Genomic DNA, 18,902 nt, shown 5'->3' with positions numbered 1-18,902 from the left:
CTCCTATTCTGCTGCTTCGGCGACCGGCGCCGGCTTGAAATCATCGCGGAAGTGGTTGATTGCGCTCATCACCGGGTAGGGCGTGAAGCCACCCAGCGCACAGAGCGAACCGTACTTCATCGTGTTGCAGAGGTCTGTCACCAGCTCGATCTGCTTTTCCGGCTCGATACCCCTGGCGATCTTGTCGATCGTCTCGACGCCGCGCGTCGAGCCGATGCGGCATGGCGTGCACTTGCCGCAGCTTTCGATGGCGCAGAACTCCATGGCGAAGCGCGCTTGCTTCAGCATGTCGGCGGTGTCGTCGAACACGGTGATGCCGGCATGGCCGATCAGCCCGTCCTTGGCGGCGAAAGCCTCGTAGTCGAATGGCGTGTCGAACAGGGCGCGGGGAAAATAAGCTCCCAACGGACCCCCGACCTGCACCGCCTTGACCGGACGTCCGGTCGCCGTGCCGCCGCCGATGTCATCGACGATCTCGCCAAGCGTCATGCCGAACGCTGCCTCGAACAGGCCGCCATATCTGACATTGCCGGCGATCTGGATCGGAATGGTGCCGCGCGAGCGGCCCATGCCGAAATCCTTGTAGAAGGCAGCACCCTTGTCCATGATGACAGGCACCGATGCCAGCGAGATGACGTTGTTGATTACCGTCGGCTTGCCGAACAGGCCCTGGATGGCCGGCAGTGGCGGCTTGGCGCGAACGACCCCGCGCTTGCCTTCGAGGCTGTTGAGCAGCGAGGTTTCCTCGCCGCAGACATAGGCACCGGCGCCGACGCGGATTTCCATGTCGAAGGCGTTGGGCGAGCCCAGCACGTTGACACCGAGCAGGCCCGCTTCGCGGGCGACCTCGACCGCCTTCTGCATCATCGCCACCGCATGCGGATATTCCGAGCGGATATAGACAAAACCCTTGGTCGCGCCGGTCGCGATGCCGGCGATCGCCATGCCTTCGATCAGCACGAAGGGGTCGCCCTCCATGATCATGCGGTCGGCGAAGGTGGCGCTGTCGCCCTCGTCGGCATTGCAGACGATATACTTTTTGTCGGCCGTCGTATCGAGCACCGTTTTCCACTTGATGCCGGTCGGGAAGCCGGCGCCGCCGCGGCCGCGCAGGCCCGACTCGGTGACCTGCTTGACGATTTCGGCCGGCGCCATCGCCACGGCGTTCTGCAGGCCCTTCAGCCCGCCATGTGCCTTGTAGTGATCGAGCGACAGCGGATTGATGACGCCGCAACGCGCGAAGGTCAGGCGCGTCTGCCTGGCCAGGAACGGGATCTTGTCGGGCGCGCCCAGCCAGCGCTTGTGGTGACCGCCGGTGAGGAAGCCGCTGTCGAACAGTCCTTTGACGTCGGACGGCTTCACCGGCCCGTAGGCGACGCGGCCCTTGTCTGTTGTTGCCACTTCGACCATCGGCTCGAGGAAATAGGCGCCGCGCGAACCGTTGCGCACGATCTTGGCCTCGATGCCGCGATCGGCCAATTCTCTCTCAATCGCCTTGGCGACCTTTTCCGCACCCAGCGCCAGCGCGCCGGAGTCTCCCGGAATGTAGATGCGCGGGATCATGAGCGCACCTCGGCAACGATCTCGTCGAGCTTTTCGTCATCGAGCCGGCCGATCACCTCGCCGTCCAGCATTGCCGATGGCGCGCAGGCGCAAAGGCCGAGGCAATAGACCGGTTCCAGCGTCACCGAACCGTCGCGCGCCGTCTCGTGGAAACCTATGCCCAGCAATTGCTTGAGCTTGGCGGCAACGGCGTCCGAGCCCATCGACTGACAGGCTTCCGCCTGACAGAGCTTCAGCACATGCCGCCCGGCCGGGTGGTTGCGGTAGTCATGGTAGAAGGTTACGACGCCGTGCACCTCCGCCTTGGAGATGTTCAGCGCCTCGGCGATCACCGGCAGCGCGTCCTGCGGCACATGGCCGAACTCTTCCTGGATGCCGTGGAGGATCGGCAATAGCGGGCCTTCGAGGCCCTTCAGCTCCTGGATGATCGCCGCCGTGCGCGACGCGATCTCGGTACTTGCAGGCTGCATTGTCATGCAGCGCCCTCCCTGGTCGTTGCGATCCAATGCATGTCGCCCAAAAGTGCGAAACGTTCTTTTTGGGCAACGACATGCGATGTCGCTAAGTGTTTAGGAAATCAGAGAAAACCCGCCAAATCAATAAAGCCGATCCGTTGCTCGATAGAAATCTTCTATCGACCCCGCTCATCCGGCAATCTCTAGCTCAACGGCGGGCGCGGAAATCGTCCGCCAGCGCCATCGCCTCGTCCAGCAGCGCCGAGACCAGCGGCGTGTGCGGCTCGCGCGGCGTCGCCACCAGCCCCACGGTGTGGCTGGCATCCGGCTCGACGATCGGTATGGCCCGGATCGGCTCGGAAAAGCCGAATGTTTCCGAGAGGTTGAGCGGCATGATCGACGACCATTTGCCGGTACGGATATGGGAGAACAGCACGATCATCGAATTGGATTCGAGTGTCGGCCGCACCTGCGTGCCGGCTTCGGCCAAATGCTGGTCGATGATGCGGCGGTTCTGCATGTCCGGCGTCAACAGGCAGAGCGGCAGCTGGCTGAGCTCCGCCCATGTCACTTTGTCGCGGTCGGAATAGGGGTTTCCGACGGCGGTGATCAGCTGATAGCGCTCGTCATAGAGCGGCACGCTGGTCACCCGCCCCAGCGGCTCGTTGTCGAGATAGGTGATGCCGGCGTCGATGTCGAAGTTGCCGAGCAGCGACAGCACCTCGATCGAGGTGCGCGACAGCACCGAGAAGGTGACGCCGGGATGTTTTGCCCGAAAGGGTGTCGTCAGCCGCGCCACCATGGCCAGCGCCGTCGGGATGGCCGCGATGCGGATGCGTCCCGAAAGGCCGTGACGCGCCGCCCGCATCTCCTCGCGCATGGTGCGGGTATCGCCGACGATGCGGCGCGCCCACACCAGCACCTGTTCTCCCTCCGGCGTCAGCCCCTGAAAGCGCGAGCCGCGCAATACCAGCATCACGCCGAGCTGGCCCTCCAGCTGCTTGATCCCGGCCGAAAGCGTCGGCTGGGTGACGCCGCACACCTCCGCCGCCCGGCCGAAATGCTCTTCCCTGGCCAGCGCGATGAAGAATTCCAGCTTGTCGATCATGCCATCTGTCCGGTGTCCAGCGCCAAGGTCCGGGAAATTGCCTTCCGCCGCAAGCTGCATGTGCAATCGGCAGCATCCACACCTTTCAGCCGGCTTACTATTTCCCGCAGCGGCATGCGGCGCTATGTGGATAAGGCGAGGTCGTGGTGGCACGGGAGATCGAACATGCTGGGCTGGTTCCGCAAGCTGCTGCCGCGCGAAGATCGCTTCTTCGATCTCTTCGAGCAGCACTCCCGTACCGTGGTCGATGGCGCCGAGGCGCTCGAGCAGCTTCTCCAGGGCAAGGACATCGATCGCTGGTGCCAGAAGATCATCGATCTTGAAGACCAGGCCGATCACATCACCGCGGAAGTCCTGCTTTCCGTGCGGCGCTCGTTCATCACGCCTTTCGATCGCGGTGACATCAAGGACCTGATCCAGTCGATGGATGACGCCATCGACATGATGCACAAGACCGTCAAGACGGTGAAGCTGTTCGACAAGAAGGAATTCGACCCGCTGATGCAGGAAATGGGCGGCGTCATCGTTATTGCAGCCAAGCTGGTCGCCGAGGCCATCCCATTGCTCAGCAAGATCGGCGCCCACAGCGTGCGCCTCAATGCGATCGCCGAAGAGGTCATGCGCGCGGAAGGCCGGGCCGACGATCTGCACGAGCAGGGCCTGAAGGACCTGTTCAAGAGGCATGGCCGCAGCGACCCGATGGCCTACCTGATCGGCAGCGAGATCTACGGCGAGCTGGAAAAAGTGGTCGACCGGTTCGAGGACGTCGCCAATGAGATCAGCGGCATCGTCATCGAGAACGTTTAGCCAATGGAAGCCGCCATCGCCTTTCCCGTGCTGGCCGGGCTCATCGCCGTTGCGCTGTTCTTCGATTTTCTCAACGGCCTGCACGATGCCGCCAACTCTATCGCCACCATCGTCTCCACGCGTGTGCTGAGGCCACACTATGCGGTGCTGTGGGCGGCCTTCTTCAATTTCATCGCCTTCCTGTTCTTCGGCCTTCATGTTGCCGAGACCTTGGGAACGGGCATCATCGACGCCAGCATCGTCACCCCGGGGGTGATCTTCGCCGCTCTCGTCGGTGCCATTGTCTGGAATATCGTCACCTGGCTCGTCGGCATCCCCTCCAGCAGCTCGCACGCGCTGATCGGCGGACTTGTCGGTGCCGGCGTTGCAAAGGCAGGCGGCGGCGCCATCGTCTGGACCGGACTCGGCAAGACCATTGCGGCCATCGTCCTGTCGCCGGCGACCGGATTTCTGCTGGCGCTTGTCCTGATCCTTACCGTCTCCTGGGCGTTCGTGCGCCAGACACCGTTCGCCGTGGACAACACTTTCCGCGTCATGCAGTTCGTTTCCGCCTCGCTCTATTCGCTCGGCCATGGCGGCAACGACGCACAGAAAACCATGGGCATCATCGCCGTGCTGCTCTATTCGCAAGGCATGCTCGGAGAGAATTTCTACGTGCCGCTATGGGTCGTCATCACCTGTCAGGCGGCGCTGGCGCTGGGCACATTGTTCGGCGGCTGGCGCATCGTCCACACCATGGGCTCGAAGATCACCCGGCTGAACCCGATGCAGGGGTTCTGCGCCGAGACCGGCGGTGCGATCACCCTGTTCGCCGCCACTTGGCTCGGCATTCCGGTGTCGACGACGCATACGATCACCGGCGCCATTATCGGCGTCGGCGCCGCCCGCCGCGTCTCGGCTGTGCGCTGGGGCATCGCCGGCAACATCGTCATCGCCTGGATTGTCACTCTGCCGGCCACCGCCGCGATTTCGGCCCTCACCTACCTCGCGGTCAGCCTGGCGGCGTGACGTGAGTGGCACCTGAAATCGTATTGTGCGGCAGCGCGAAATCTACCTGTCCACAAGGTTCAGGATGTTACCGTCCGGATCCTTGAACCAGGCAACCTTCATGCCGTGACCGACGTGGATGTCGCCTTCCAGCGTCAGGCCCGGCATCTCGTAGTGCTCGAAGACCACGCCCTTCGATTTCAGCGCCTTGACGACGGTGTCGATCTCGTCGCCGACCATCCAGGTCACCGCTGTTGCCTTGTTGGTGCCGGCGAACTTCGAGTGGTACACATTGATGCTGGTGTCGCCGCTTTTGTAGACGATCAACTCGCCACCCTCATTGTGTACCTCTGTCAGGCCGAGCGTTCCCTCATAGAAAGACCTGGCCTTCGCCAGATCTTTCACCGCGAGATTGGCCGTTGCGTTGCTGTTTGCGAGCATGATTGTCTCCTTCCTTGCTGGCGAGCACGCCCGAGCCCTGCAGGAAAATAGGGCTGCTTTGCCTTCTGGCGACCGCAGCTCGCGCGATCGGCGTGCCTCTTCCTAAGACGTTTCGATTGACGCAAATCCCTACAAGTGGACGCAAGTTTTTGAAGCCATGCCACTGCGCGTGCCGTTCCGCCGCTTGGTTCTGTTCGGGAACTGCATTATCTGATGCGGAAAAGCAGAGGAAAAGCTGATGCCCGCCGTCCAGGAAAACGTCACCAAGGAAATCGTCATCGAGCGCCTGAAGACGGTCAATGGGCCGGATTTCACCGGCAACATCGTCGACCTCGGCATGGTTTCCGAGATTTTCATTGCCGATGCCAAGGTCTTCTTCTCGATCACCGTTCCTGCCGCCCGGGCCCAGGAGATGGAGCCGTTGCGCGCCGCAGCCGAACGGGTCGTCAAGGCGATCCCCGGTGTCGCCGGCGCCGTGGTCGCGCTGACGGCGGAAAAGAAGGGTGGCGGCATGGAGGCTCCGGTTCCGCAAAGACCCGCTCCCAGGCCCGCCCCAAGGCCCACACCTGCGGCCGCACCCGCTGCCGCGCCACGCCCGGCTCCGCATGCTCCGGCCTCGCACAGCCAGGGCAAACGCGGCGTGCCCGGCATCGAGGCGATCATCGCTGTCGCTTCCGGCAAGGGCGGCGTCGGCAAGTCGACCACCGCCGTCAACATCGCGCTTGGCCTCGCCGCTAACGGCTTGAGGGTTGGTGTGCTTGACGCCGACATCTACGGCCCGTCCATGCCGCGGCTGCTCAACATCCATGGCCGGCCGCAGACCGTCGACGGCAAGGTCCTGAAGCCAATGGAGAATTACGGGCTGAAGGTCATGTCGATGGGCTTCCTCGTCGATGAGGAGACGCCGATGATCTGGCGCGGGCCGATGGTGATGTCGGCGCTGACGCAGATGCTGCGCGAGGTCGAGTGGGGTCCGCTCGACGTGCTCGTCGTCGACATGCCGCCCGGCACTGGCGACGCGCAGCTGACCATGGCCCAGCAGGTGCCGCTCGCCGGCGCCGTCATCGTCTCGACGCCGCAGGATCTGGCCCTGATCGATGCGCGAAAGGGCCTCAACATGTTCAAGAAGGTGGACGTGCCGCTGTTGGGCATCGTCGAGAACATGAGCTACTTCCTCGCCCCCGACACCGGCAAGCGCTACGATATCTTCGGCCACGGCGGCGCGCGCCGCGAGGCCGAGCGTCTCGGCGTCACCTTCCTCGGCGAAGTCCCGCTCGAGATGGGCATCCGCGAAAGCTCGGATGCCGGCACACCGGTGGTGGTCTCGAAGCCCGATGGCGCAGAGGCGAAGATCTACCGCGACATCGCCTCGAAGGTCTGGGGCAGGGTCAACGAAGAACGCGGCGCGGCCGAAGCCGCCGTGCCCAGCATTGTGTTTGAGTGAGACGGATATCCCTCCCCCTCGAGGGGAGGGTGCCGCGCGAAGCGCGGCGGGAGGGGTCATCTGAACCGCCTCAACCTCTTACGAAAGAAATGTTGGAGCGCGTCGCCACCGACCCCACCCGGCCTGCGGGCCACCCTCCCCTCAAGGGGGAGGGATCACTGCGCCCACCTTCTCGCCGAACGACGAAAAAAACTGCCCGGCCAGTTTCTTCGACGTCGATTCGATCAGCCGGCTGCCGAGCTGGGCGATCTTGCCGCCGACATCGGCCTTGGCCGCATATCTGAGGATCGTCGCCTCCGGCCCATCGGCGGTCAGCGTCACATCGGCGCCGCCTTTTGCGAAGCCGGCGATGCCGCCCTTGCCCTCGCCCTGGATGGTGTAGGAATGCGGCGGGTTGAGATTCCTGAGCGTCACCCCGCCGTTGAACGTAGCCTTGATCGGGCCGATCTTGAGCACCACGGTCGCTCCCATCTCGGTGTCCGACTTCTTTTCGAGGCTCTGACAGCCCGGAATGGTCTGCCTCAGAACGTCCGGGTCGTTCAGCGCTTCCCACACCTTTTGCAGGGGTGCGGCGATGCGTTCCTCGCCTTCGATCACCAAAGCCATCAAAATCTCCCGGATTCAAAATTGACAAACCCCGATCCGGTCTAGCGTGGGGGCCGATGTATGTCTATCGCACCAAAGTCCGGAATAGGATGGCGCGTGCCTCTTGCCTGCTCTCGCGCGTTGTCATATCGATTTGTCATACAAATACGGAGACCATGATGGCCGGCGCCCCCACAACTAAGAAGAAATTTCGCTCGCAGGAGTGGTTCGACAATCCCGACAACCCGGGGATGACGGCGCTTTACCTTGAGCGCTACCTGAATTACGGGCTGACGCGTGCCGAACTGATGTCGGGCAAGCCGCTGATCGGTATCGCCCAGACCGGTTCGGATCTGTCGCCCTGCAACCGCCATCATATCGAGCTGGCCAAGCGCGTGCGCGAGGGCATCGTCTCGATGGGCGGCATCCCTTTCGAGTTCCCGTGCCACCCGATCCAGGAGACGGGCAAACGCCCGACAGCCGCGCTCGACCGCAACCTTGCCTATCTCGGCCTGGTCGAAGTGCTCTACGGCTACCCGCTCGACGGCGTCGTGCTCACCATCGGCTGCGACAAGACGACGCCGGCCCTGCTGATGGCAGCGGCCACCGTCAACATTCCGGCCATCGCGCTGTCGGTCGGCCCGATGCTCAACGGCTGGCACAAGGGCAAGCGCACCGGCTCCGGCACGATCGTCTGGGAATCGCGCCAGCGCCTGTCGGCCGGCGAGATCGGCTATGACGAGTTCATGGACATCGTCGCCTCCTCGGCGCCGTCCACCGGCTATTGCAACACAATGGGCACTGCCACCACCATGAATTCGCTGGCCGAGGCGCTCGGCATGCAGTTGCCGGGCTCGGCTGCGATCCCCGCGCCCTATCGCGAGCGCGGCCAGATCGCCTATGAGACGGGAAAACGTATCGTCGACATGGTGCATGAGGATCTGAAGCCTTCCGACATCATGACCCGGCAGGCCTTCGAGAACGCCATCGTCGTCAATTCGGCCATCGGCGGCTCGACCAACGCGCCGATCCACCTCAACGCCATCGCCCGCCATCTCGGCGTGCCGCTCGACAATGACGACTGGCAGAAGGTCGGCCTCAAGATACCGCTCATCGTCAACCTGCAGCCGTCGGGCGAATATCTCGGCGAGGATTACCACCATGCCGGTGGCGTGCCGGCGGTCGTGGCCGAACTGATGAAGGCTGGGCTGTTGCCCCATCCCGACGCCATGACCGTCAACGGCAAGACGATGGGCGACAATTGCAGTGGGGCCGTCAACGAGAATCTCGACGTCATCCGCACCGTCGCCGAGCCGCTGAAGGCCAATGCCGGCTTCATCAATCTTAGGGGTAATCTGTTCGATTCGGCGATCATGAAGACCAGCGGCATCTCGCCCGAATTCCGCGAACGCTATCTGTCGAACCCGAAGGACCCTGAGGCCTTCGAAGGCAACGCCATGGTCTTCGACGGTCCCGAAGATTACCACGCCCGCATCGATGATCCGGCGCAAGGCATCGACGAGCACACGATCCTGTTCATGCGTGGCGCCGGCCCGATCGGCTATCCGGGCGGCGCCGAAGTCGTCAACATGCAGCCGCCGGCCCATCTCATCAAGAAGGGCATCCACGCGCTGGCCTGCATCGGCGACGGCCGCCAGTCGGGAACGTCGGGCTCGCCGTCGATCCTCAACGCCTCGCCCGAAGCCGCCATAGGCGGCGGGCTGGCGCTGTTGAAGACCGGCGACCGCGTCCGCATCGACCTGCGCAAGGGCACCGCCGACATTCTCGTCACCGACGACGAGATCACGCGCCGTCGCGCCGAGCTGCAGAACAGTGGCGGCTATCACTATCCCGAGCACCAGACGCCATGGCAGGAGATCCAGCGTGGCATGGTCGACCAGTTTTCCGAAGGAATGGTGCTGAAGCCGGCGGTGAAATATCAGGATGTGGCGCACACCAAGGGCGTGCCGCGGGACAATCACTAGAGCAATTCCAGGAAAAGTGTGAAGCGGTTTTCCGTCCGGAATTGCGCAAAAACAAAGAGATAGAGCGGTTCGGCGTTTCCGTGAAACGATGAACCGCTCTAACGTCGGTCTCCGGCGCCTTCTGCTGGCCGGCGGCTTGTTTCGATCAAGCCGCCGTCAGATGTTTTCTGAACCCGCCGCTCACAAATAACCGGTGATCTCCGGCGCTTGGTCCTGCCTGTCGCGCTTGCCGTCCTCGTAGACAATTGGTGCTGCGGCGAGTTCCTCTTCGGTGACGTCGTCGAGGCAGGCGACGTTCACCGCCCAAAAATTCCCGCCCATGAAGTCGAGATAGCCGCGGGAGAGAAAATTCGCGCCGCAGTTCGGGCACATATAGTGGTTGATGTCGCCTTCCGGCCAGTTGGACGGCGTTGCCTTGTATTCACGCATCCGGTCGCGGCCATCCGTCACCCTCACGGCCTCATAGGCTGCGAAGGATTTCCGGTAGCCGAGCTTCCAGCAGAAGCTGCAATTGCATTTGCGGATGCCTTCGGCGAGGTCGATATCGGCTTCGAAACGCACCGCGCCGCAATGGCAACTGCCGTGATAGGTCTTTTTCATGGTTTTTCCTCGCAGAAATGTTCTGGCTCCGCCAAACCGGCCCTCGGAGCAGAGCATCCTTTGCTCTAGGCATGACGCTTGACAAGTGGGCGCGACAAATCCACGATCATGGCAAGGGGTGCATCGCGACGACCCCGTGAGGCGTCAGCCCAACGTTCGCGTCCAAGCTTCTCTTTCAAGGAGGTGGACGCCATGCCGTCAACAACCGTTATCACCGTATCGCAACTGTCCCGTCTGATTGGTCTGCCGGGCGCGCCAACGATTATCGATGTTCGCGTCGATGATGATTACAACGCCGATCCGCGCCTGCTGCCGGCCTCAAGCCGGCGTGATTTCAAAACCGTCCCAACCTGGGCATCCGAATTCACCGGCAGCCGAGTGGCGGTCGTCTGCCAAAGAGGACAAAAGCTCTCGCAAGGCGTGGCCGCATGGCTGCGGCATGAGGGCATTGCCGCCGAATCCCTCGAAGGCGGGTTCGAGGCCTGGCGCGATGCCAAGGGGCTTTTGGTCCGCACCGGCAAGATGCCTACCCGCGACGAAAGGGGCCGCACCGTGTGGGTGACGCGGGCCCGCCCGAAGGTCGATCGCATCGCCTGCCCCTGGCTGATCCGGCGTTTCATCGATCCGAGCGCGGTTTTTCTCTTTGTTGAAGCGGCCGAAGTGCCGGCCGCTGCGGATCGCTTTCAGGCCGTGCCTTTCGACATCGACAATGTGTTCTGGTCACACCGCGGCGAACGCTGCACCTTCGACACGATGATCGAAGAGTTCGGGCTCGAATCCGAACCGCTCGACCGCCTCGCCATGATTGTGCGCGCAGCCGATACCGCAAGCCTCGATCTGGTTCCCCAGGCAGCCGGATTTCTGGCCGCCTCGCTTGGACTGTCGCGGATGTTTCGCGACGATCTTGAACAGCTGGAGGCAGGGATGCTGCTCTACGATGCGTTTTTCCGATGGTGCCGCGACGCCACCGAGGAGACGCACAACTGGCCAAGCGCGAGCAAGCCATCATGAGCGCCATGCCGTCTGACAAAACGGGGGCTTCGGAGAAAACGGGCGGGATCGTCGAAGCGCCGGAAGCGCCAACCTTCCGCGAAGGCGTAAAGCTCTGGGCGAAAATCGGCCTGCTCAGCTTCGGCGGGCCGGCCGGGCAGATCGCGCTCATGCACAAGGAACTGGTCGAGGAACGGCGTTGGATCGGCGAGCAACGTTTCCTGCATGCGTTGAACTACTGCATGCTGCTGCCCGGCCCTGAAGCCCAGCAACTCGCCATCTATGTCGGCTGGCTGCTGCACCGGACGATCGGCGGCCTGGTCGCCGGCATCCTCTTCGTCGCGCCGGGCGCGCTTGTGATGCTCACCTTGAGCATACTCTATGCGCTGTATGGCGACGCTCCCCTCGTCGAGGCGCTGTTTTTCGGGGTGAAGGCGGCCGTGCTCGCCATCGTGATCGAGGCGATGATCCGGATCGGACGACGTGCCCTCAAGAATCGAGTCATGGTGTCGATCGCGCTCGCCGCCTTCATCGCCATCTATGCATTGAACGTGCCGTTTCCGCTCATCATCTTGCTTGCGGGCCTGGCAGGCTGGATTGGCAACCGTGTTGCGCCGGGCCTCTTTTCCGGCGCGTCGCACGGCAAGGGCGATGCTCCCGACATCAAAGGGGCGGTCGACCTGATGTTCGAGCGCGGCGAACTGGCCCACACCAGGCCGACGCGATGGCATGCGCCGCGCACCATTGCGATCTGGCTGCCGATCTGGCTCGGGCCTGTGCTTCTGATCTGGGCGTTCACCGGATCCGTCAGTGTATGGACTGAGATTGGCGGCTTCTTCAGCGTCATGGCGGTCGTCACCTTCGGCGGCGCCTACGCGGTCCTTGCCTATGTCGCGCAGGCAGCGGTCGAGTCCTTCGGCTGGCTCGCACCCGGTGAAATGGTCGATGGCCTCGGTCTTGCCGAAACCACGCCCGGTCCGCTCATTCTGGTCCTGCAGTTCGTCGGCTTTCTGGCCGCGTTCCGCCAGCCCGGAGCCTTGCACCCCCTGCTTGCCGGATCGCTAGGGGCGATGCTCACCCTGTGGGCCACGTTCACGCCTTGCTTCTTCTGGATATTCCTCGGTGCGCCCTACATCGAAGCCCTGCGCGGCAACAAGGCACTGTCGGCGGCGCTGGGCGCGATCACCGCCGCCGTCGTCGGCGTCATCATGAATCTCGCTCTGTGGTTCGGCTTGCACGTCATTTTCGGCGAGGTGCGCAACATCGGGCTTGGAATGGACGTGCCGGTGCTCTCATCAATCGACTGGGGTGCGGCGCTGCTGTCGTGTGCTGCCATGATCGCCATTCTGAAGCTGAAGATCGGCATGCTGCCGACGCTTGCGGGATCGGCCCTCGCTGGCGTTTTGTTGCTGGCAGCGAGCGGATAGCGGCTGCGTGCGGTCGGCACTTCGCTGCGGTTTCGGGCATTCGGATGAAGGAACATCATGGCGAGACGACGCTCTTCCCTAGGCTTCCTCGGAATGTTCGGCCGTTCAGGCGACCTCAGGCAACTCGACGCCGCGTTGCGTGGCGTCGACCTTCATCCCGCCCTTGTGCCGGAGGGAGCAAAACTCACCATCGTCAATCTGATGAAGGATCACTGGCCCGACGAGCCGCCACCACAAGCCTACCCACCGGTGGCGCAGCTATTTGGCTATTGTATTGCCGGGCCGGAAGCGTTCGAGCAATCCAACGGCCTTCAACATAGGCTGGATGCGGAGCGCCGGCTCGAGGCAGCCCTTGAGGCCGGCGACAGCTTCGATGCGCAAATTATACTGATGACGCTGCATGCCAAGCTGATCAGCAGCGAGGTCGTCGAGCGCTACGGTTTGAGCGCCGACTAGACCATGATCCCGAAAAGTGGAAACCCGGTTTTCGGAAAAGGTCATGGTCAACAGAAGGTAGAGCCCCATCCCGATTTTTGTCGGGATGGATTAGGCTCTGACAGTTTTTTGACGAGAAGCGTCCTCAGCCGCCCATGCCGCTGCGCGGCAGATGGATCAGATTGCCGAAGCGAGCGCGCAGCTTGTCGTCGAGCAGCTTTGGCACATGGCGCGGGAAGCGCTCGGCGAGGATGCGTTTCTTCTCGATGATTGCCCGCTGCAAGATGTCGGGCCTGCCCTTCTCGTTCCACTCCTTCGGCGAAAAGCGATCGCCGACCGCCGGGTAGAAATATTCGGTCTGCATCAGCCGCAGCGTCTGCTCGTTGCCGAGATAGTGACCCGGCCCCTTCAGGCAGACGTCGGCGATGGTGTCTATCGACAGCGACTCATCGGTCACCTCGATGCCGCGCACGCAGCGCAGGCAATGGCCGAGCATGTCGTTGTCGATGATCAGGCTTTCCAGACAGAAGCCGAGCAGCGAGGCGTGCATGCCGGCCGATTCGTAGACGAGGTTGAGGCCTGCAAGACCGGCCATCACATCGGTGATGCCCTTCTCGTAACCGGACTGAATATCGGGCAGTTTCGAATCCGTCATGCCGGCGGCCGAACCACCGGGCAGATCGTAGAATTGCGCCATCTGGGCGCAGGCAGCGGTCAGCACCGCTTGCTCGGCCGAGCCGCCGGACATGGCGCCGGTCCTGAGGTCCGAGACGAACGGCCAGGTGCCGAAGATCGCCGGATGCCCCGGTTTGATGGCGTTGACATAGACAAGGCCGGCGAGCACCTCGGCCACCGCTTGCACCACCGCACCGGCAATCGCCGCCGGCGCCGTGGCACCCGCCTGGCCGGCGGACAGCAGCAGGATCGGAATGCCGCCTTCGACGCAGGCCTCGAGCACGCCGCAAGCGTCCTCGGCGAATTTCATCGGCGGCACGACAAAACAGTTCGAATTGGAGACAAAAGGCCGCGCGCGAAAATTCTCTTCGCCGCCGGCAATCGCGTAGAGCATGTCGAGCGCCGGCTTGACGTTCTCGCGCACCGTGAAGGACGTGCCGACATGCTTCGACGTCCCCATCACACAGGCGTAGAGCGTGTTGAAATCCATGTCGAGCGGATCGGGAATGTCGCGCGGCACCATCGGCCGCTGGAAGAAGTGGATGTTGTCGAGCCCCTCGACGATGCGGGCAGCGTCGTAGATGTCCTGCAGCAGCGACTCCCGGTATTCGCGCTTCTCGACATCGACCAGATGCACCGCGGCACCCGCCGTGCCGTAATGCACGCGCTTGCCCTGGATCAGCATGTCGTGCTTGGGATCCTGGCCATGCAAGGTGAAGTGGCGCGCGGCCTTCTTGATCGTGTCGAGGACAAGCGCGCGGGGAAAGCGAATTCGCCCGTCCTCGCCGAGAGTGGCGCCGGCCTTGGTCAACGCCTCGATGCAGGATGGGATGGCATTGGCGAAGCCGACCGTTTCAAGCAGCGTCAGCACTGCTTCGTTGATGCGCTCGCGGTCGTTTTCGCTGAGCGGCCCGTAACTTCCGCCTTCGAGGCCGGCGCGCACCGGCTTGATGTCGTCGGCAAGTGGCGCCGCACGCATGGCGCGGCGCGCTTCACGCCCGCCGGAACGCCGCGAACGTTGGTCCGAGGGCGTATCCGGCTTCTCAACAGCCACTGACATGGAGGCACTCCACCTTTAGCTGCGAAGCTGGCGGCGGCGGTTGGTCCACCATCGGCCTGCTTCGTCCCCTTATGCCTCGAACTATGCCGTCGGCATTGGCACAGCCTATGAGCCAGACGGTCCCGTCGCATATGCCAGAGCGCTAAAGAACGGTGGCCGGTCCCAGCCCGGACGAGGCATCAAGCCGCCGCCGGCCTGCGCCCGGCCGCCGTTGCCAGTTCGCGGATGCCGGGCTCGATGTGCTGCAGCGCGATCGAGGAGATGCCCAGCCGCATGAAGCGCGACGGCTTTTCGGTGCGGTCGAAGAAGCGGTCGCCAGGCTCGATGATGACGCTGCGCGAGGCAGCGGCCTCGGCCAGCCCGCGCGAGTCGGTGCCGCGCGGTCCCTCGAGCCAGAGCGACGCGCCGCCGGCCGAATCGGTCGAGCGCCACTCCGGCAGGAATGCGGTAATCGCATGGATCAGACGCTTGCGCCGTTCGTCGAAAGCGCTCGATAGCCGCCGCACCAGCGCCTCATGGTGACCAAGCGATAGGAACAGCGCGACGGCGCGCTGGTTGTTGGCCGGCGGATGACGCAGCATGAAGCGGCGTAGCGCGCGAAGCTCGGAGATCAGCCCGGCCGAGGCGACGATGTAGCCGAGCCGCAGACCGGGAGCCAGCGTCTTCGACATCGAGCCGACATAGATGACCCGGCCGGAACGGTCGAGGCTCTTCAGCGCCTGCTGCGGCGCCTCGTCCAGGAGCTGGCTGTCATAGCCGTCCTCGATGATGATCTGGTTGTGGCGGTTGGCGCGCGCCAAAAGGTCCTGCCGGCGCTCCGCCGACAGTGGCACCATGGTCGGGCAATGGTGGCTGGGCGTCACGAAGACGAAGCCGGAATCATTGGGAATAGAAGCGGTTACGATGCCGGAGTGGTCGACCGGGACCGGTGTGACGTCGGCGCCCGCCAGCCGGAAGATCGAGCGTGCGTCGGGATAGCCGGGGTCTTCCATGGCCACTTTGGAGCCCTTGGTCATCAGCAGCGTCGCCAGCATGTAAAGCGCGTTCTGCGCGCCGAGCGTCACGATAATCTCGTCGGGATTGGCGAAGATGCCGCGCCGCGGCAACAGCCGCGCCTGGATCTGCTCGATCAAGAGCGGATCGTCGCGGTCGACCATGTCGGACGCCCAGTTGCGGATCTCGAGCACGGCAAGCGCCATGCGGTTGCACTCGCGCCATTCGGCGGTTGGGAACAGTGCCGGATCGAACTGGCCATAGACGAAGGGGTAGGACGACTTGATCCAGTTGTCGTGCTTGGCCGGCGGCGGCATGTCGCTGGCCGCGATCTGGCGGCGCGCCTTCCAGTCGATCTCGTTGGCCTGGTCTGGCGCCTTCTGATGCGGCCTCGCCGGGGTCGCCAGCACGTCGGGATTGACGAAATGGCCGCGCCGTTCGCGCGCCACCAGGAAACCCTGGTCGACGAGCTGCTGGAAGGCCAGCACCACGGTGCCGCGCGCCACGCCGAGTTTCTCGGCCAGGATCCGGCAGGACGGAAGCGGCATCGAAGCGGCGATCTGCCGGTCGAGGATGGCGGCGACGATCGCTTGACGGATCTGCGCCTGCAGGGTCTGGCCGGAGTCTGCCGAAATCCGGAACAGGCCGGACCATATGGCCGTGTCGTTTCGCTGTGGCATGGGAAATGTTCCTCGATGGCCAGCCTTTTTCATTTGGCTGGACCAGTCGAATGTACCGGTGGCACAAGGCGTTGCGCCAATCAATTTTTCTGATCGTTGGGATTTACGCCAGTGATCCTTCGCTGCGCTGCGGCATCCCCGGGTCACGCACTGCGTCATTCCCGGCGTGACGCAGTGCGTCATCGCTGCGCATTGAAACCAGTGGATTTCGGCTAGATAGTTTGCCGCGACGACACGCGCCGGAAACATCCGGCCTGTTATGTTGGCATCAAAGACTTCGGAGCAAGCCAGTGGATCAATCGTCCTTTCAAAAACAGCTCGACGCCCTGCGCGCTCACCGTGCGGCCAAATCAGGCAGCATGCGCGAGGCTTTCGCTGCTGATCCCCAGCGCTTCGAAAAATTCTCCGCCACCGACGGCGACCTACTGCTCGATTGGTCGAAATGCGCGGTCGATGCGAAGACGATGGATCTGCTTGAGAAGCTGGCGGGAGCCGCCGATCTCGAAGGCCGGCGCGCCGCGATGTTCTCCGGCAAGAAGATCAACGTCACCGAAGGCCGCGCCGTGCTGCACACCGCGCTGCGCAACCTGAACGGCAAGGGCATCGTGCTCGACGGCCAGGACGTGAAGGCGGAAGTCGTCGCCGTGCTCGACGCGATGGGCAGCTTCGCCGATGCCGTGCGCTCCGGCAAGGCGGCCGGCGCCACCGGCAAGAAGATCACCGATATCGTCAACATCGGCATCGGCGGGTCCGACCTTGGCCCGGCCATGGCAACGCTGGCGCTGGCGCCCTATCACGATGGGCCGCGCACGCATTACGTGTCCAACATCGACGGCGCCCATATCCACGACACGCTGAAGGGCCTTTCCGCCGAAACCACGCTGTTCATCATCGCTTCGAAGACCTTCACCACTGTCGAGACGATGACCAATGCCGAGACGGCGCGCGACTGGGTGCAGAAGGCGCTCGGCAAGGAAGCGGTCGGCAAGCATTTCGCCGCCGTCTCGACGGCGCTGGACCTGGTGGCCAAATTCGGCATCGCGTCCGACCGCGTCTTCGGCTTCTGGGACTGGGTCGGCGGCCGCTATTCGGTGTGGGGCGCGATCGGCCTGCCGGTGATGATCGCCGTCGGCCCGAAGAATTTTCGCGCTTTTCTCGATGGCGCTCATGCGATGGACGAGCATTTCCAGACGGCGCCGCTGGCCAGCAACCTGCCGGCGCTGATGGGCTTGATCGGCTGGTGGCATCGGGTGATCTGCAAATACCCCGCCCGCGCCGTCATTCCCTACGACCAGCGCCTGTCCAGGCTGCCGGCCTATCTGCAGCAGCTCGACATGGAATCGAACGGCAAGAGCGTCACCCTCGACGGCGGCGCTGTGACCACGCCGACCGGCCCGCTGGTCTGGGGTGAGCCCGGCACCAATGGCCAGCACGCCTTCTTCCAGCTGCTGCACCAGGGCACCGATTTCATCCCGGTCGAATTCCTAGCCGCGGCAATCGGCCATGAGCCGGGCCTCAAGCACCACCACGATCTGTTGCTCGCCAACTGCCTGGCGCAGTCGGAAGCCTTCATGAAGGGCCGCACGCTTGAGGAAGCACGCGCGCAGATGCTGGCAAAAGGCATGACGCCGGCCGAGGTCGACAGGATCGCCCCGCACCGCGTCTTCTCCGGCAACCGGCCCTCGGTGACGATCCTCTACAGACAACTCGATCCGCATACGTTCGGGCGGCTGATCGCGCTCTATGAGCACCGCGTCTTCGTCGAGGGCACGCTCTTCAACATCAATTCCTTCGACCAATGGGGTGTCGAGCTGGGCAAGGAACTGGCGACCGGGCTGCTGCCTGTCGTGGAAGGCAAGGAGAATGCCGCAAAGCGGGACGCGTCGACCGCTGGGCTGGTGGGACACATCCACCGATTGCGCGGATCGGAGTAAGCAGCTTGGTCGAGATCAAGGGAATATTGTTCGACAAGGACGGCACGCTTGTCGACTTCAATGCGACATGGCTCGGCGTTGCCGATTTCATGGCGATGGATGCGTCGGAGGGCGACCGCTGGAAGGCCGACAGGCTGCTTGCCGCGGCGGGCTACGATTTCGCCACCAAACGCTTCAAGCCCGACTCCATCTTTGCCTCCGGCACCAACATGGATGTCGTCGAGCTTTGGTTTCCGCGCCTGTCCGACGAAGACCAGATGCTTGCCGTCGCCCGCTTCAACGAGATCACCTCCATGCAGGGCTCGGCGATGGCGGTGGCGCTGCCGGGCATCGTCGAGACGCTCGGCGTTCTTCACAGGAAAGCCTATCGGCTCGGCGTCGCCACCAACGATTCGACCACCGGCGCGGAAAAGACATTGCTGACGCTGGGCGTCGCGCAGCTGTTCGACGCCGCCTATGGTTACGACGCGGTGGCCAATCCGAAACCGGCGCCGGATACGATCCTTGCCTTCTGCGACCTGACCGGCCTGAGGCCTGCCGCGATCGCCATGGTCGGCGACAATCGCCACGATCTGGAGATGGCGCGGGCCGGCGGCTGCGGTCTGGCAATCGGCGTGCTCTCCGGCACCGGCACGCGGGAATCACTGTCACAGATCGCCGACGTCATTCTGGATTCGGTTGCCGATCTGCCCGACTTTCTTTCGGCAAGGGTCAAGGAGACGACCTGACTGGC

At 63.4% G+C, this 18,902-nt stretch carries 17 protein-coding genes; 9 read left to right on the top strand and 8 right to left on the bottom strand.

Annotated features, from left to right (window positions below; all coding sequences use genetic code 11):
- Nucleotides 1–3 precede the first annotated feature (3 nt).
- The 3 genes from EJ075_RS06865 to EJ075_RS06855 all read right to left on the bottom strand — a co-directional run bounded on the left by EJ075_RS06865 (nt 4) and on the right by EJ075_RS06855 (nt 3,126).
- Nucleotides 4–1,563: an NADH-quinone oxidoreductase subunit NuoF gene (locus EJ075_RS06865; protein ID WP_126103825.1), complete on the bottom strand. Its 1,560-nt coding sequence runs from the start codon at nt 1,561–1,563 to the stop codon at nt 4–6.
- Complete coding sequence (locus EJ075_RS06860; protein ID WP_126103824.1) at nt 1,560–2,039, bottom strand: formate dehydrogenase subunit gamma; 480 nt, start codon at nt 2,037–2,039, stop codon at nt 1,560–1,562. The genes EJ075_RS06865 and EJ075_RS06860 overlap by 4 nt, the downstream gene beginning before the upstream one ends.
- Before the next feature lie 187 nt (nt 2,040–2,226).
- Nucleotides 2,227–3,126 carry a LysR family transcriptional regulator gene (locus EJ075_RS06855; RefSeq protein WP_095482993.1) on the bottom strand — a complete coding sequence of 300 codons (900 nt, stop codon included), beginning with the start codon at nt 3,124–3,126 and terminating at the stop codon, nt 2,227–2,229.
- Nucleotides 3,127–3,291: 165 nt separating this feature from the next.
- On the opposite strand from EJ075_RS06855, the gene EJ075_RS06850 reads away from it, so the two are divergent.
- Nucleotides 3,292–3,933, top strand: a complete 642-nt coding sequence (locus EJ075_RS06850) for a DUF47 domain-containing protein (RefSeq protein WP_095482992.1) — start codon at nt 3,292–3,294, stop codon at nt 3,931–3,933.
- A gap of 3 nt (nt 3,934–3,936) precedes the next feature.
- Nucleotides 3,937–4,941 (top strand): inorganic phosphate transporter, encoded by a 1,005-nt coding sequence (locus EJ075_RS06845; protein ID WP_095482991.1) that lies wholly within the window; start codon nt 3,937–3,939, stop codon nt 4,939–4,941.
- Nucleotides 4,942–4,983: 42 nt separating this feature from the next.
- On the opposite strand, the gene EJ075_RS06840 is transcribed toward EJ075_RS06845, so the two are convergent.
- Nucleotides 4,984–5,361, bottom strand: a complete 378-nt coding sequence (locus EJ075_RS06840) for a VOC family protein (RefSeq protein WP_095482990.1) — start codon at nt 5,359–5,361, stop codon at nt 4,984–4,986.
- A gap of 238 nt (nt 5,362–5,599) precedes the next feature.
- On the opposite strand from EJ075_RS06840, the gene EJ075_RS06835 reads away from it, so the two are divergent.
- A complete protein-coding gene (locus tag EJ075_RS06835; protein ID WP_126103823.1) occupies nt 5,600–6,805 on the top strand; it encodes an Mrp/NBP35 family ATP-binding protein in 1,206 nt (401 codons plus the stop codon).
- Between the two features lie 141 nt (nt 6,806–6,946).
- Here the strand turns inward: EJ075_RS06835 and EJ075_RS06830 are convergent, their stop codons facing one another.
- On the bottom strand, nt 6,947–7,411 hold the full coding sequence (locus EJ075_RS06830; protein WP_126103822.1) for a carbon monoxide dehydrogenase subunit G: 465 nt from the start codon (nt 7,409–7,411) through the stop codon (nt 6,947–6,949).
- A 158-nt stretch (nt 7,412–7,569) separates the two neighbouring features.
- Between EJ075_RS06830 and EJ075_RS06825 the strand changes: the two genes are divergently transcribed.
- Nucleotides 7,570–9,375 carry an IlvD/Edd family dehydratase gene (locus tag EJ075_RS06825; RefSeq protein WP_126107261.1) on the top strand — a complete coding sequence of 602 codons (1,806 nt, stop codon included), beginning with the start codon at nt 7,570–7,572 and terminating at the stop codon, nt 9,373–9,375.
- A gap of 180 nt (nt 9,376–9,555) precedes the next feature.
- On the opposite strand, the gene EJ075_RS06820 is transcribed toward EJ075_RS06825, so the two are convergent.
- Complete coding sequence (locus EJ075_RS06820; RefSeq protein WP_126103821.1) at nt 9,556–9,975, bottom strand: GFA family protein; 420 nt, start codon at nt 9,973–9,975, stop codon at nt 9,556–9,558.
- A 192-nt stretch (nt 9,976–10,167) separates the two neighbouring features.
- Between EJ075_RS06820 and EJ075_RS06815 the strand changes: the two genes are divergently transcribed.
- From EJ075_RS06815 to EJ075_RS06805, 3 genes are read left to right on the top strand one after another with little or no spacing between them, the layout of a single operon-like run.
- Nucleotides 10,168–10,986, top strand: coding sequence for a chromate resistance protein ChrB domain-containing protein (locus EJ075_RS06815; RefSeq protein ID WP_126107260.1), 819 nt, complete (start codon nt 10,168–10,170; stop codon nt 10,984–10,986).
- Nucleotides 10,983–12,392 carry a chromate efflux transporter gene (gene chrA, locus EJ075_RS06810; protein ID WP_126103820.1) on the top strand — a complete coding sequence of 470 codons (1,410 nt, stop codon included), beginning with the start codon at nt 10,983–10,985 and terminating at the stop codon, nt 12,390–12,392. The genes EJ075_RS06815 and chrA overlap by 4 nt, the downstream gene beginning before the upstream one ends.
- A 57-nt stretch (nt 12,393–12,449) precedes the next feature.
- Nucleotides 12,450–12,848 carry a hypothetical protein gene (locus EJ075_RS06805; RefSeq protein ID WP_126103819.1) on the top strand — a complete coding sequence of 133 codons (399 nt, stop codon included), beginning with the start codon at nt 12,450–12,452 and terminating at the stop codon, nt 12,846–12,848.
- 124 nt (nt 12,849–12,972) lie between these two features.
- Here EJ075_RS06805 and EJ075_RS06800 read toward each other — a convergent pair whose 3' ends face one another.
- A complete protein-coding gene (locus EJ075_RS06800; RefSeq protein WP_095482983.1) occupies nt 12,973–14,562 on the bottom strand; it encodes a trimethylamine methyltransferase family protein in 1,590 nt (529 codons plus the stop codon).
- Nucleotides 14,563–14,741: 179 nt separating this feature from the next.
- A complete protein-coding gene (locus EJ075_RS06795; RefSeq protein ID WP_095482982.1) occupies nt 14,742–16,235 on the bottom strand; it encodes a PLP-dependent aminotransferase family protein in 1,494 nt (497 codons plus the stop codon).
- 290 nt (nt 16,236–16,525) lie between these two features.
- Here EJ075_RS06795 and pgi point away from each other — a divergent pair, with 290 nt between their 5' ends.
- Nucleotides 16,526–18,169 carry a glucose-6-phosphate isomerase gene (gene pgi / locus EJ075_RS06790; protein WP_126103818.1) on the top strand — a complete coding sequence of 548 codons (1,644 nt, stop codon included), beginning with the start codon at nt 16,526–16,528 and terminating at the stop codon, nt 18,167–18,169.
- 5 nt (nt 18,170–18,174) lie between these two features.
- Nucleotides 18,175–18,897, top strand: a complete 723-nt coding sequence (locus tag EJ075_RS06785; RefSeq protein WP_095482980.1) for an HAD family hydrolase — start codon at nt 18,175–18,177, stop codon at nt 18,895–18,897.
- Nucleotides 18,898–18,902: the final 5 nt, after the last annotated feature.

The organism is Mesorhizobium sp. M6A.T.Cr.TU.016.01.1.1, from assembly GCF_003952585.1.
GTDB classification, from domain to species: Bacteria; Pseudomonadota; Alphaproteobacteria; order Rhizobiales; family Rhizobiaceae; genus Mesorhizobium; species Mesorhizobium mediterraneum.
This window is presented reverse-complemented; position numbering and strand designations above follow the sequence as displayed.

Excerpts from the sequence above, each read along its gene's own strand:
- EJ075_RS06865 (WP_126103825.1), bottom strand. The coding sequence starts at position 1,563 with ATGATCCCGCGCATCTACATTCCGGGAGACTCCGGCGCGCTGGCGCTG.
- EJ075_RS06860 (WP_126103824.1), bottom strand. The coding sequence starts at position 2,039 with ATGACAATGCAGCCTGCAAGTACCGAGATCGCGTCGCGCACGGCGGCG.
- EJ075_RS06855 (WP_095482993.1), bottom strand. The coding sequence starts at position 3,126 with ATGATCGACAAGCTGGAATTCTTCATCGCGCTGGCCAGGGAAGAGCAT.
- EJ075_RS06850 (WP_095482992.1), top strand. The coding sequence starts at position 3,292 with ATGCTGGGCTGGTTCCGCAAGCTGCTGCCGCGCGAAGATCGCTTCTTC.
- EJ075_RS06845 (WP_095482991.1), top strand. The coding sequence starts at position 3,937 with ATGGAAGCCGCCATCGCCTTTCCCGTGCTGGCCGGGCTCATCGCCGTT.
- EJ075_RS06840 (WP_095482990.1), bottom strand. The coding sequence starts at position 5,361 with ATGCTCGCAAACAGCAACGCAACGGCCAATCTCGCGGTGAAAGATCTG.
- EJ075_RS06835 (WP_126103823.1), top strand. The coding sequence starts at position 5,600 with ATGCCCGCCGTCCAGGAAAACGTCACCAAGGAAATCGTCATCGAGCGC.
- EJ075_RS06830 (WP_126103822.1), bottom strand. The coding sequence starts at position 7,411 with ATGGCTTTGGTGATCGAAGGCGAGGAACGCATCGCCGCACCCCTGCAA.
- EJ075_RS06825 (WP_126107261.1), top strand. The coding sequence starts at position 7,570 with ATGGCCGGCGCCCCCACAACTAAGAAGAAATTTCGCTCGCAGGAGTGG.
- EJ075_RS06820 (WP_126103821.1), bottom strand. The coding sequence starts at position 9,975 with ATGAAAAAGACCTATCACGGCAGTTGCCATTGCGGCGCGGTGCGTTTC.
- EJ075_RS06815 (WP_126107260.1), top strand. The coding sequence starts at position 10,168 with ATGCCGTCAACAACCGTTATCACCGTATCGCAACTGTCCCGTCTGATT.
- chrA (WP_126103820.1), top strand. The coding sequence starts at position 10,983 with ATGAGCGCCATGCCGTCTGACAAAACGGGGGCTTCGGAGAAAACGGGC.
- EJ075_RS06805 (WP_126103819.1), top strand. The coding sequence starts at position 12,450 with ATGGCGAGACGACGCTCTTCCCTAGGCTTCCTCGGAATGTTCGGCCGT.
- EJ075_RS06800 (WP_095482983.1), bottom strand. The coding sequence starts at position 14,562 with ATGTCAGTGGCTGTTGAGAAGCCGGATACGCCCTCGGACCAACGTTCG.
- EJ075_RS06795 (WP_095482982.1), bottom strand. The coding sequence starts at position 16,235 with ATGCCACAGCGAAACGACACGGCCATATGGTCCGGCCTGTTCCGGATT.